This is a genomic window from Nisaea denitrificans DSM 18348 (genome assembly GCF_000426505.1).
In the GTDB taxonomy this organism is placed as follows: Bacteria; Pseudomonadota; Alphaproteobacteria; order Thalassobaculales; family Thalassobaculaceae; genus Nisaea; species Nisaea denitrificans.
This window is the reverse complement of the sequence record NZ_AUFM01000011.1, coordinates 23,918-36,968: the sequence shown is the minus strand read 5'-3', so window position 1 is coordinate 36,968 and position 13,051 is coordinate 23,918. Positions and strand designations below refer to the sequence as shown.

The 13,051-nt window shown below is 60.8% G+C and carries 11 protein-coding genes and 1 tRNA gene; 5 read left to right on the top strand and 7 right to left on the bottom strand.

The genetic code is table 11. The features are described 5' to 3' along the window. Window position 1 precedes the first annotated feature (1 nt). Entirely contained in the window at window positions 2–3,586 is a 3,585-nt protein-coding gene (locus K328_RS0100955; RefSeq protein WP_028464366.1) for an ABC transporter ATP-binding protein/permease, read from the bottom strand. Window positions 3,587–3,741: 155 nt separating this feature from the next. Between K328_RS0100955 and K328_RS0100950 the strand changes: the two genes are divergently transcribed. Further along, window positions 3,742–4,656: a LysR family transcriptional regulator gene (locus K328_RS0100950; RefSeq protein WP_028464365.1), complete on the top strand. Its 915-nt coding sequence runs from the start codon at window positions 3,742–3,744 to the stop codon at window positions 4,654–4,656. 119 nt (window positions 4,657–4,775) lie between these two features. On the opposite strand, the gene K328_RS0100945 is transcribed toward K328_RS0100950, so the two are convergent. The 3 genes from K328_RS0100945 to fliG all read right to left on the bottom strand — a co-directional run bounded on the left by K328_RS0100945 (window position 4,776) and on the right by fliG (window position 6,950). Then, on the bottom strand, window positions 4,776–5,387 hold the full coding sequence (locus K328_RS0100945; protein WP_028464364.1) for a pyridoxamine 5'-phosphate oxidase family protein: 612 nt from the start codon (window positions 5,385–5,387) through the stop codon (window positions 4,776–4,778). 179 nt (window positions 5,388–5,566) lie between these two features. After that, window positions 5,567–5,902: a TraR/DksA family transcriptional regulator gene (locus K328_RS0100940; protein ID WP_028464363.1), complete on the bottom strand. Its 336-nt coding sequence runs from the start codon at window positions 5,900–5,902 to the stop codon at window positions 5,567–5,569. Between the two features lie 25 nt (window positions 5,903–5,927). Beyond that, complete coding sequence (gene fliG, locus K328_RS0100935; protein WP_028464362.1) at window positions 5,928–6,950, bottom strand: flagellar motor switch protein FliG; 1,023 nt, start codon at window positions 6,948–6,950, stop codon at window positions 5,928–5,930. 290 nt (window positions 6,951–7,240) lie between these two features. Here fliG and K328_RS0100930 point away from each other — a divergent pair, with 290 nt between their 5' ends. After that, window positions 7,241–8,542, top strand: a complete 1,302-nt coding sequence (locus K328_RS0100930) for a hypothetical protein (protein WP_028464361.1) — start codon at window positions 7,241–7,243, stop codon at window positions 8,540–8,542. 19 nt (window positions 8,543–8,561) lie between these two features. On the opposite strand, the gene K328_RS25470 is transcribed toward K328_RS0100930, so the two are convergent. From K328_RS25470 to K328_RS21960, 3 genes are all read right to left on the bottom strand, one after another. Next, complete coding sequence (locus K328_RS25470; protein ID WP_051284250.1) at window positions 8,562–9,374, bottom strand: universal stress protein; 813 nt, start codon at window positions 9,372–9,374, stop codon at window positions 8,562–8,564. Between the two features lie 99 nt (window positions 9,375–9,473). After that, window positions 9,474–10,340, bottom strand: coding sequence for a DUF547 domain-containing protein (locus K328_RS21965; protein ID WP_156901140.1), 867 nt, complete (start codon window positions 10,338–10,340; stop codon window positions 9,474–9,476). After that, entirely contained in the window at window positions 10,337–11,140 is an 804-nt protein-coding gene (locus K328_RS21960) for a 2-keto-4-pentenoate hydratase (protein WP_051284246.1), read from the bottom strand. Before K328_RS21960 ends, K328_RS21965 begins: the two co-directional genes overlap by 4 nt. Before the next feature lie 144 nt (window positions 11,141–11,284). Here K328_RS21960 and K328_RS0100910 point away from each other — a divergent pair, with 144 nt between their 5' ends. The 3 genes from K328_RS0100910 to K328_RS0100900 all read left to right on the top strand — a co-directional run bounded on the left by K328_RS0100910 (window position 11,285) and on the right by K328_RS0100900 (window position 12,832). Beyond that, a complete protein-coding gene (locus tag K328_RS0100910) occupies window positions 11,285–12,097 on the top strand; it encodes a formate/nitrite transporter family protein (RefSeq protein WP_051284244.1) in 813 nt (270 codons plus the stop codon). A gap of 204 nt (window positions 12,098–12,301) precedes the next feature. Further along, entirely contained in the window at window positions 12,302–12,673 is a 372-nt protein-coding gene (locus K328_RS0100905; protein WP_156901139.1) for a hypothetical protein, read from the top strand. An 82-nt stretch (window positions 12,674–12,755) separates the two neighbouring features. Continuing rightward, a tRNA-Arg gene (locus K328_RS0100900) sits at window positions 12,756–12,832 on the top strand. Window positions 12,833–13,051 lie beyond the last annotated feature (219 nt).

Genomic DNA, 13,051 nt, shown 5'->3' with positions numbered 1-13,051 from the left:
TTTACTCAGCCGCCACTGCCGAGGCGAGCTGGTGGGAGACGAGCTGGGCGTAGAGCCCGCCCTTCGCCACCAATTCCTCGTGAGATCCGGTTTCAACCAGCGTGCCCTCGCTCAACACCGCGATCATGTCCGCGTTTCGGATAGTCGAGAGCCTATGGGCGATGACGATGGTGGTGCGGTCGCTCTGCAGCCGGTCCAGCGCTTCCCGAACAGCCCGCTCGTTCGCCGCATCCAGATGAGAGGTGGCTTCGTCCAGGATCAGCACCGGTGCGTCCTTCAGGAAAGCCCGCGCGATGGCGACACGCTGACGCTGACCTCCTGAAAGACTGGTGCCGCGTTCGCCGACCTTGGTGTCGAGCCCGTCCGGCAGCATATCGACCAGATCGCCGAGCGATGCATGGCGCACCGCCGCCTCCAGGTCCGCTTCGCTGGCCTCGGGCCGGGCCAGCATGATGTTGGCGCGGAGCGTGTCGTTGAACAGGTAGGTATCCTGCGCCACCAGCGCTATCCGGCCGCGCAGATCGTCCAGCTTGTAGTCCTTCAGATCCGTGCCATCCATCAGCACGCGGCCAGCGTCCGGATCCCAGAACCGCATCAGCATCTGTGCAAGTGTCGTCTTGCCCGCGCCGGACGTGCCGACCAGCGCCACCGTCTTGCCCGCCGGAATTGTCAGGCTGAAGTCCCGGATGGCCCGGCGGCTCTGCCCCGGATAGCGGAAATCAACGTCTTCCAGCGTAATTGACACCGGCCCGGACTGATCGGGACCGCCCGGACCGTCCGTCACCGGTACAGGCTCGTTATTCAGGGCATAGACCCGCCGGGTCGAACCCAGCGTGTCTGCGAGCTGACGGCCGATCTGCGCGATCTCGGAGACCGGCAGGAAGGCCGCCATGGCAAGAATGGTGAGCAGCGGAAGTACAGCCACCTGGATCACACCGGACGCCGTGAGCCAGGCGCCAACAACCACCACCGCCAGACCGCCAAGGCCTGTCAGGGCTTCCAGCAGGCTCTGCTGTGCCGTCAGCTCCCGGAAGAACGGCAGGCGGAGATCGATATGGCGCTGGCCAAGTGCGTCCAGCTTGTCACCGCGCGGCCCTTCCTGCTGGAAAGCCACGATCTCGCCAAGCCCCTGCACGCTATCCACCGCGAAAGCGCCAAGCTCACCCGATGCCTCTCGAGCTTCCGAGCCGAGCGTGTCGACCCGGCCGCGCATCAGGAACGGGCTGAGGCCGACGGCAACGAGAAACGGCAGCAATGTCAGGGCCAGTATCGGGTTTTCCATACCGAGCCAGACCAGCACACCGGCCGGCACCAGGATGGCGACGAAAGCCGGCGCCACCGTATGGGCGAAGAAATACTCCACCAGCTCGATATCGTGGGTGACCAGTGTCATCAGGTCGCCGGTGCGCCGCCGCACCAGATAGGCCGGTGCAAGCGCATCCAGCTTGCGGAAGGTATCGATCCGCATCTCCGCCAGCAGCCGGAAAGCCATGTCATGGGCGAGCCAGGATTCCAGCCAGTGCAACACGCCGGACAGCGGCGCCACCACCGCCAGCCCCCAGAGATAGGGGGTGAAATCCGTGCCGTTCTTCAGGGCCAGCACGACAAAGGCGCTGAGCACGCCGACACCGATAAAACCGAGCACCCGGAGCACGCCGAACAGAAAGGTCAGCACCAGCTTGCCCTTCCACGGCATGATGACCTTCATCAGCTCTGTGACAACCTGCGTCCAGGTCAGCCCCTCGGCCTTGATGATGCCTTCGGTCGGCGCCTGCATGGCACCGCCCGGAACGTCGGCAAGGCTTTCCGCTGCGGGTTTCGCCGCCTCGTCCCGTACCAACGGTTCCGCTGCTTCCGCTGCGTCCGCTTCGCGGGCCTGCTCCGCCATCAGCCCGGCATACAGGCCGCCTGCTTTCATCAGCGCGCCATGCGGACCTTCCTCGGCGACCTTGCCCTCGTTCAGCACCAGAATGCGGTCGCAATCGATAACGCTGGAGAGACGATGCGCCAGAACCAGCGTGGTCCGGCCTTTCATCAGCCGGTTGAGGGCGTCCTGGATGACCGCCTCGTTCTCAGCATCCACCGCCGACAGGGCTTCGTCGAGGATCAGGATCGGCGTGTCGCGCAGCAGGGCCCGGGCAATCGCCATGCGCTGACGTTGACCGCCGGAAAGCTTGATGCCGCGCTCGCCGATTACCGTCTGGTAGCCTTCGGGCAGGCCTTCGATGAAATCATGGATGTTGGCAGCTTGAGCGGATGAAACCACGGCTTCGTGGTCCGCCTCGGGCCGGCCCATGCGGATATTTTCCTCCACCGTGCCGTGGAACAGGAACGTGTCCTGGTTCACCACCGAGATCATGGAGCGGATCTGCTCGAAGGACAGCGTATCGAGCGATTTGCCGCCAAGCAGGATGCGGCCTTCCGTCGGATCGAAGAAACGCAGCAGCAAACGGACGACAGAACTCTTGCCGCAGCCGCTCGGGCCGACGAGACCGATCCGCTCTCCCGGCTTCACGGCAAAGCTGAGCCCGTCATGCACGGTGCGCGGCGCGCCCGGATAGTGGAAGCCGACATCTTCGAAGGTAATTGAAGCCTGAAGCGGCGCAGTGCTAGACGCAACCGCGTCCTCCACATCCGGCTTGCCGTCCAGCACCCGGTATATGCCTTTGGCGGCAGACAGCCCGACCATGCCTTCGTGCAGCACGTTGCGCAGCTCCCGCATCGGCCGGAACACCTCGACGCCGAGCATCATGATGACCAGCAGTGACGTCAGCTCTAGCTGGCCTTCCGTCACCCGCCAGGCGCCGAGCCCGAGCGCGGCGGCGGCTCCGCAGGCAATCGAGCTGTCGGTGATGCCGCGGGCCAGCACGTTGCCGCTCAGCACCCACATGGTGCTGCGGAACACTTCCCGCGCCTTCACTTCCAGCGTATCGCCGCGCGCCTTGCTCTGGCCGAAGGCCTTCAGGGTGGCGAGGCCTTGCAGGGAATCCAGAAACTCGGCGGCAAAGGAGGAATAGGCTTCCTGCCGGCGGCGGGCGCTGCGCTCGTTCGAGCTGTGCCAGAGTGCCGGCGCGAACACCGCAAGCAGCGCAAACACCAGCATGACCAACGCCACCGGCAGGTCGATCCAGGCCACGAAAGCAAAAATCAGCAGCGGTGCCAGCAGGGAGACCGCAAGTTGCGGCAGATACTGTCCGAAATAGACTTCCAGCCGGTCCACAGCATCGGTCAGGGCCAGCGTGATGGCACCCGACCGTTCCCGGCCGACATAAGCCGGGCCGAGGCTGGCCAGCTTGTCATAGACCTTCCGGCGCAGACTGACCTGCACCTTGGCCGCCGTCTCGTGCGCCACCATGTTACGCCATTGCTCGACCCAGCCACGGGCGATCATCACCAGCGCTATACCGGCGATAGAGGGCCAGAGATCTTCCAGCGCGTCGCCGGAGAAGATCCGGCCGATCAGCCAGCCCAGAAGGCCGAGCCGGGCGACACCGAGACTGACCCCGAGCAAGCCGATCAGGATGGCCCATGAAATCCGGCCACGAACCCCTTCGGTGAACTGCCACAGTCTGGTTTCGAAATGCATGATGATTTCCCTTCGGACGGTCCGGACCGGCTGGCCCTTATTCCAATCGGGATCAGAATATTCGAAAGATAATATTCCGGGACTGGACAAATTTCGCAACGCAGCGAACAATTTTGTACCGCCACATTGCGAGCCACTCGCATTAAGGTACCGCCATGCTGACCGATTGGGACGATTACCGGGTATTTCTGACCCTAGCGCGCGAGCGGAGCCTGACGGCGGCCGCTAAGGCGCTCAATGTGAGCCACCCGACCGTGGCCCGGCGGGTAAAGTCGCTGGAAGACGCTATCGGCGCCCGCCTGTTCGACAGGCTACCGGATGGCTATGTGCTGACACCAGCCGCCGAGCAATTGCTGTCCGACGTGCAGGCAATGGACGATGCGGCGCAGGCCATCGAGCGGCGCAGCCTCGGCCTGACGGACACGGCGCGCGGCACGGTGCGGATATCTGTCGGCGAGCACATGATGCATTTTCTGACCCAGCACCTCGCCCAGTTGCGCGACCGGCTGCCGGAAATCGAGATCGAACTGCACGTGACCCACTTGATGGCCAACCTCTCACGGCGGGAAGCGGATATCTCCATCCGCGAGGTGGTGCCGGATGCGGCGGACCTGGTCACGCGCCGGATCGGCCGGTTCCATTATGCCGTCTACGGCACGCCTCAGCTTGTCGGTCAGATCGGCGGTTCCGGGAAAGATGCGGATGCGTTGAACGGCTCCCTCGCCTACCTGCCATGGATCGGTTTCGACGAGGAACATCACTACATGCCCGGGCAAGCCTGGCTCCGGCAGATGCTCGGCAATCGCAGCCCGGTGGTGCGGGCCAATAACGGCAACAGCCTGCATCTCGCGGTGAGCGCCGGTGCCGGGGTCACGGTCCTGCCCTGCTTCATCGGCGATGCGGACCCAAACCTGGTCCGCGCCACTCCGGTTCTGGAAGACGTGGTCGCCGACCAGTGGATGCTGGTGCATCGCGACCTGCGCACCCTGCCCCGCGTCCGCGCCATGATGGACGAACTGGCTCGTCTGTTTCAGATGGAAAAACCGGCGCTGGAAGGGTCCGCGGGGTAACGTGCTCTTCTCGCCCACACAGTCGTCACCCCGACGCAGGTCGGGGTCCATGGAGGACGCGCGCCACCCCATGATCGGTGGATCCCGACCTGCGTCGGGGTGACGATTGAAGCTCGGGATTAGTAAAGCGCTTCCTTGTAACGCTTGACCATCTGCTCCTGGCTTTCGCCATCGTCCTTCAGACCGAGCTGATCCATGATCATCTTGCCGAGGGTCGGCAGCGTCGAGCGTTCGATCTGTACCTCCGGATCCCAGAGCCGGGAGCGCATCAGCGCCTTGGCGCAATGCAGGAAGGCAAGATCGACCTTGATCTTCAGCACGGTGGCCGGAAGCCGCTTCTTCATTTCAAAGCCGGCAAGCAGCTCCGCATCGTCACGAATCTCGGCGGTGCCGCGAATGCGCAAGGTCTCATCAACGCCGGGGATCAGGAAGATCACCGAGCATGTCGGATTCGAGAGGATATTCGTCAATGAATCAAGACGATTATTCCCCGGCCGGTCAGGAATCATGATGGTGTTGCTATCTGGAACCGCAACGAAACCCGGCCCGTCGCCTCGCGGCGTGATGTCGACCACACCGTCCCCATTGTGGGTCGCCAACAGCAGAAAGGGAGAGAGTTCAATGAAGCGCTTGCAGTGTGGATCAAGCGCGCTCAGTTCCTTCTCGACTGCACGCCCAGCGGCAGGCCGATAGATCTCGCGTAGCGCCTCGACCGTTTCGATTTTAGCCATAACTTCCGTCCGGGTAAGCAACTGGGGCGGACATGCTGCTCTGCCGAGCCTTTAACGTCAACTGGGCGCCGCCAACTCCACCAGCACAAGACTGTATCGTGGAGAATTCCGTCTCCACTTGCGCTCATCCCGTTCATGGTGCGGAGACTGCTAACGGACCGGTCATGCCGCACGCCGGGTCATTTTCCAGCGCAGGTAACACACGTGGTGACGGCGGGATCGAGCTCCAGCCGCTTCAGCGGAATTTCCTCACCGCAGGAAACGCAATAGCCGAAATCCTCATCCTCTATACGGGCCAGAGCGGACGCAATGCGCCGCAGTTCCACCCCGCGACGCCGTTCCGTTTCCTTGGCCATGGCTTGTCCCTGCAATGCATCCATACGAGAGAGGCGCCCGACCCGGCTCTGGTCGAGCTCGACCGGGTCCGCATCTCCGGATGCTGCTTGCATAACCGCTTTCAGCTCAGCGCGCCGAGCGAGCAAGAGATCGCGGAACTGGTCAAAATCGAACGCCATAGAAATGATCGTACAACGTGCATAATCAGTAAACCAGCTGATCGTCACCACCGGAGCCGCCGATTACAAGCTCGCCTCTGTCGGCGAGGTCCTTCGCGGCCGTCACCATGGCAGTCTGGGCCTCCTCCACATCCTTGAGGCGCATCGGGCCGAGCGACTGCATGTCCTCTCGCAGCAGCTTGGCCGCGCGTTCCGACATGTTGGAGAAGAACAGGTCTTTCAACTCCTCCGACGCGCCCTTCAGCGCGATGGTGAGCTTGTCTTTGTCGAGCGCGCGGAGCAGCGTCTGCACACCCGCCGGATCGACACGGGAAAGATCCTCGAAGGTGAACATCAGGCTGCGGATCTTCTCGGCGCTGTCCTTGTTGCGCTCTTCCAGCGCGGAGAGGAAGCGGGACTCGGTCGCCCGATCCAGATTATTGAAGATCTCCGCCATCATCTCGTGACTGTCGCGCCGGTTGGTGCGCGCCAGGTTCGACATGAACTCGGTGCGCAGCACGCGCTCCACGTCTTTCTCGATGTCCTTGTTCACCGCTTCCATGCGGAGCATCCGCATGACGACTTCCATCGCGAAGTTTTCCGGCAGGATCGACAGCACCTTGCCAGCATGGGCCTGGCCGATCTTGCCAAGGATCACGGCGACGGTCTGCGGATATTCATTCTTCAGGAAGTTCGCGAGAACCTGCTCATTCACATTGGCGAGCTTGTCCCACATGGTCCGGCCGGCCGGACCACGGATCTCTTCCATGATATCGTTGACGCGGTCGCCGCCGAGCACCTTGGTGAGCAGGCGCTCCGTGGAGTCCATCGAGCCGACGAGAGAACCGGTCGAGGAAACTTGCTCGGCAAATTCGACGAAGAGGCGCTCGACGATGTTGGAGCTGACGGTTCCGAGCCCCGCCATAACCTGCGAGACTTCCTTGATTTCTTCATCATCGAGAAGGGCAAACAATTTACCTGCCTGCTCCTCGCCGAGCGACATTAGCAGGATGGCAGACTTCTCAGGGCCGGTGATGCCCCGATAATCCTCTCGAACCCGCATTCCCATGGTAGCCGTCCTCAAAAAGGCATCAGTCAAGACAAATCGGTGAATCTTAACATGAAGCGATGGACGCCTGAACCCATTAACAACAATTTTATCAAGGAGAATATTGGACCGCATTCACGCAAAAACCGGCAATCAATAAGTTTACCATATCTTCAGGGTTGCAGGCCTAACCTCGGTTCACTCGGAAAAATTTGCGCTTATTGCAGTGCGCATTTGCCGTTTGCCCCATTCAGAAGGCTTTGACCACCATGACTGTCCAGCAGTTGACCACAAAAGACCGATTGAAAACGATGCTTGCAAGCGGATCCCGTCCACTCGGCGGGCAACTGCAATTTCTCGGTCTCGACGAAGTGAAGCAGCAGCTGGGTGATCGGTGGGCGACAAAAAAGGACTTCATCCGTTCATTGTGCCAGCGGACAGTCAAACCGCATATCGGCAAATCCGACCTTTGCCTGGAATATGGTGAACTCGGCTTCGTCATCCTGTTCGGCGAGCTCGATGATGAAACAGCGACGATCAAGTGCGGCCTGATCAAAGCGGAGATTCTTCGTCAGTTGAAAGGCGACGATGAGCTTGCCAGCCTCAAAGTCCAGACATCGGTCGGGGATTTGGCGACTGGAGGCACGAGCAGCGCAAGCCTTGCGGACATGATCGAGAAAGCCGTGAGCAGCAAAGCAGAGAAGCCGGTCGATCCGCGAGCTGATGATACTCCTGAAAGCATGACGCACGACTCTCCCCCGGCCGAGGCGTTTGACTATTCCGAGAAACAGAAAGCCAATTTCCAGCAGGCGCAGTGGGCCTCGATCAAATCGACCCTGCAGCCTGGATCAGATCCCTTCAGCTTCCAGGGAGAGGAACAGCACGCAGGCCTCGGCGAGGTAGATTTCGGCTTCCTGCCTCTGGTCAATCAGAAGAGCGGGGTCATTTCGATTTTTCATTGCGCAGCTGTCCGCCTCGATTCCTTTGACAGAATCATCAATGGGCATGACGTGCTCACGGACAGCGACAACGAAAAATCCGCCATCGAACTGGATCTGCTGACCCTTGCCCGCGCAAAAATCGGCCTGATGGACATGACCATGCGCAAACGGATTGCGCTGGTTTCCATTCCGCTCAGTTACGCCACCCTGTCACGCCCGCGCGCCAGGCAGGATTTCCTGGCCGCATTAAAAACGGTCCCAACAGAATTACAGCGCTATCTGGTCATTACCCTGACCGGCTTTCCAGACGGCGTTCCGACAGGCACCCTCGCGGAATATGTCCATCTGATCAAAAACAATGTCAGGGGGGTCGCCGCCCGCGTTCTTCCGGGGACGAGCAGCTTGAAATCGCTTAAAGAAGCTGGCGTCCAGATTGTCGGGTTCAAGTTTCCGGAGGCCGAGCCAGTCTCTGCGAAAATGGCTGAGACCATGCTCACCTTCAAAAAGAACGCGAGCAAGTTTGGCCTCAGCACCTTTGTCCGGAACCTGAAACAGAAAGACCTGGTCCGCGCGGCAATAGATCTTGAGTATGACTATTTCAGCGGACCCGCCATCGCCGATCTTTCCGATTATGTCGGCCCGGTCAGAGATGTCGACCTCTCGGCCTTCTGACCGGCACCGCTTCCCCGCGTCAGTGTGCGAAGATCACCGGAATATCCGCCTGATCGAGGATCTGGCGGGTCGCGCCGCCGAAGATCAGCTGGGTCAGGCGGCTCTGCGTATAGGCACCTTTCAGCATCAGGTCCGCGCCAAGATCGCGCGAAATCTCGACCATCTTGGCTCCCGGCCCGTTCGGCGCCTCGCTCTTGTGTTGCTCAGCCTTGATACCGTGGCCGGCAAGATACTTCTGCAGGGCCTTGCCATCCGGCCCTGAGGCGTACCAGCCCTCAAGCTCAACGATATGAACCGCCTTGGCGGAACATAGGATCGGCAGGCTCTGCCCGATCAGCCGCGCCGTTTCGGTGCTCCGGTTCCAGGCGACCACAACCGTATCCCCAAATGGCTTGTCCCAACCTTCTGGCGTCAGCATGACCGGACGGCCGCCTTCGAACAGGGCCATCTCGAACAGGGTCTGCCAGTGCGGGCTTCGGGTTGCCCGCGCCACCACGGTCAGATCGAAAACGCGCGACTCCTCGCCAACCTGGCGCCAATTCGACAGACGCTGCAACTCGACGGAAACGCGGCCCCCAAGATCGACCGGCAGCGTCTGCTTCGCGGCAAGGAATTGGGCCTCTGCCTGCTCCCGCTGCGCGGCAACCTCCTCGTCAATTCCCTCGTAAGACACCACACCGCCGCTCATCGGGTCGACAATCACCGGATCCGGCAGGCGCGGGTAGAACAAGGCAGTGACTTGACCGTCGAACCGGCTGGCAAAGCGGGCAGCGGCCGAAATCGGCGCCACATCGGCATTGTCGGCCCCGAACGGGAGAAGGATTTGTTTCATTGAGTGCGTCCCCTTTTCATACCGCAGCGTAGGCCGATCACGGCGCCGAATAAAGACCCAAGCGGCAAAGAAAGCATAGCAGAAGTGGGGAAACCAACTCTAACCCAAACTGCCCGTCGCATCATTCAATGACCAGTCATAGGCATAGCCTACAGCGACGTTGTCCATCAGCATCTGGCGCAGCCCCGGCAATGCGTAAAGACGAAGGTGCGCCAGGATGGCACTGCGCGAGCCGCCAAGATCCTCCGCATACCATTCATAGAGGCGCGAGAGAGTTGCCGCCCTCCCGTCGGCCCAGACTCCGCGCGGGTGATTGACGAAATCGAGCGCCTGCTCGTCAAGTAGCCTGTCGACGTTGGCGCCGGTGAACCCTTGCGCCAACAGGCCTGGTGATCCAACCGCGCCGTAACAAAGTCCGTAATGCACGCGGCCGTCGCGCCAATAAGCGCGAAGAATACCGTTGCGGATATCGGCGAGACTGAGAGGACGCCCCTCGACCTCGACGATCGGCCTGTCCCACGGGGTTCCGTTGCCGAAATCGATGTCACGCACCGACAGCACGAGATAAGCCCGGGCGATCAGGCGCACCACCAGGGCATTGTGCAGATTGAGCCAGAAAGCATATTGCTCCGGGCGGTCCAGAGTGTGGACCGGAGTTGCGGCCAGCGTCCCTAGATACGTATCGAGCAACTCCCATTCCGCAGTCGGGATTTCACCGTAGGGCAACAGCGGAACGTGGTCGGACCTCAGCCTTCGGTATTTGGAGAGAAACCTGTCCCAGAGGCGATGATCGACCAGTCGGCGCGAGCCCGCCACATGCGGCCGCCAATCCTCCAGCGGCCGCACAGGCCCCGGCGTGAAAGGCCGTTCTGACCGGGAGAAACCTCCGGCACAGCCGCCGAGTGCTACAGCAAGAACGCCGCCGATCATCACCTCGCGGCGGGTCGGTCCGGGCCTTGAGGTCACGGGACGGTCGACATCTGAACCGATCCAATCCCTTCGACTTCATAGAAGAAGTGCTCTCCCGTATTTGGAAAGCGGGTTTTCAGGGTGGACCCTGTCATCACGATCATCCCGGCTTCTAGCGCTCGTCCCTGGGCGGACAGCGTGTTGGCAGCCCAGGCCAGAGCAGTCAGCGGGTTGCCAAGCGCCGCACCGGTTGTCGCGGTCTCTGTTTCCGCACCGGCCTCCAAGCGCGTCGGCGTGGCGGTCAGATCGAAACCGCGCCAGTCCGTCACCGGCTTGCCCAGCACAACGCCGCCGGACCAGGCATTATCGGCCACCAGCGATTTAGCATCGAAATTCTCATAAACCGCGTTGCGGTCCTCGATAAGCTCGAATGCCGGTATCACGGCGTCCACGAATGACGCGATCGACGTCGCATCGTAAGATCCGGGAGGAACCGTAAGGCCAAGCCGCAGCGCCAGCTCGAACTCAATGCCGACATGTTGGAACCCGGCCAATGACACCTCGGCAGGCGACGGCACCACCGTATCGTCGAAGATCGCGCCGAGCAGCGGATGATCAACACCGACAAAGGCCTGCATGGCGGCAGAGGTTAGAGCGATCTTGTATCCCGCGATGCTGGTGCCGCTGCGCTCCTGACGCATGGAGACAAACGCCTCCTGGGCCCTGTAGGCCTCTGCAATGTCTGAGAGCGCCAGTTCCCCTGAAAGCGCCACATACGGCACGCGGCCCGCATGCTCATCCAAGAGATGCCGGGCCACCGCCCGCTCCTTCTCCAAATTCCTGCCGGCCTCGGCCATGGTGGGTTCCTCCTTCTTCTCGTTCTGGCGCAAGTCTCCTCGATACCGGGCTGTCCCTCAAGCGCGTGCTACGCTTGACGGCAAGTCCGTTCGTGACACAGTCCACACAAAGGATTCCGAGCATCGGGTTTTGGGGGAGCCGTAATGGCGCAGGAAAAGACTCAACAAGAAACACAATCGTTGGCTTTCGAGGCCCATACCCCGGCCCGGATCGCCGAACTTGTCGAGACATCCGGCATCGGCAAGGCTCGGCTCCCTGCACTCAAAACCCTACTCCTCGCCGTTCTCGCGGGAGCCTTCATCTCCCTCGGAGCGATGGTCTTCACAGTCACCGTCACGGGCAGCGAACTCGGTCTAGGCCCGACCCGGCTGCTCGGCGGGATAGCCTTTTCTCTCGGCCTCATCCTGGTCGTTGTCGGCGGTGCCGAGCTTTTCACCGGGAACAGCCTGATGGTCATGGCCTGGGTCGATGGCAAGGTCGGCACGAAAGGCCTCATCCGAAACTGGAGCCTTGTCTATCTCGGCAACCTCGCCGGGGCCGTCACCACCGCTTTTATTGCCTGGCGCGCCGGCGTACTCGAGATCGGGGGCGGCGCAGTTCTGGAAACCGCAACCCGGATCGCCATTGGAAAACTCGAACTTTCATTCGAACAATCCTTCTGGCGCGGCCTCCTGTGTAACGTTCTGGTTTGCCTCGCCGTCTGGCTCTGCATAGCGGCCCGCACAGTCTCCGGCAAAATTCTCGCCATCCTGTTCCCGATCAGCGCGTTCGTCGCCATCGGCCTCGAGCATTCCATCGCCAATATGTACTTCCTGCCCCTCGCCGCTTTTTCGGGAGTTCCCGAAGCAAGCCTCATGCGAATCGCAGGTAATCTGCTGCCGGTCACTCTCGGCAATATGGTCGGCGGCGGGGTATTCGTGGCCTTTATTTATTGGATGATCTACCGCCGCCCTTAGGGGTTTTTAAACCAATAATATGGTAATTTATCAGCGACATAGACGAATGCGGGCATAAAAAACAGACCGGCACGAAGAAGCAAGGCGCAATGAGTGCGCATTATTTTCTGGAAATTGATTTCGTTCGAACTTATTTACTAAGTCATTGAGATGTAACCCGTGCGGGAAAGGTGCGAGGCGGCCGATATGGTCATAAGAGGTAAGGTGAAGAAATCGATCAAGAAGCAGATACGCCACCAGGGCTTTGCCGAGGTGGATCTGACGCTTGACCAGATTCAGAAACTTAACCTGATCAATGACGACCGCGGCATGGACCGGGAAAACGAACGTTTCTGGAAGCTGGTCCGCGCCATCCGGGATCACGGCTACGCATCATCCGACCCGCTCCGCATCTTCTATCTCGACGACAGCTTCGTGCTTGTCGATGGTGGCCACCGTCTGACCGCCGCCCGAAAGGTCGCGGAAGAATGGCTGTCAAACCTGTTCCGGGAAAAGGTCCACTATATCAGCTGCCTGGTGACAGAAGGCCCGCTGCAGGATGTCTCGGACAACGACAACCGCTCCCTGCCCGCCTGACCTCCCCAGTATCCCCGCACTTAGGAGCCTGCCACGCCCCATTGGCAATCGCGGCCCGCTCCTGTATCACGTTCGCCTAGGCGGCCCCGTAGCTCAGCAGGATAGAGCGACAGATTCCTAATCTGTAGGTCACTGGTTCGAATCCAGTCGGGGTCACCACTTTTCTTCTCATACAATCCAACGCGAAAACCGAGTCTGAATCATAATCTCTGGGGATGCCAGAGATTGATGTGGAGTGGTCACGTCAGGCGCTGGCAACCATTCATGCATACAGGGAGGTCACGGGGGTTGAGTGACCAAACAATAAAAACGAAACCCCGCCAATATACACCCATCATTTTCCGCACACTCCAAGACGTCGCATGGCGCATGCTATCG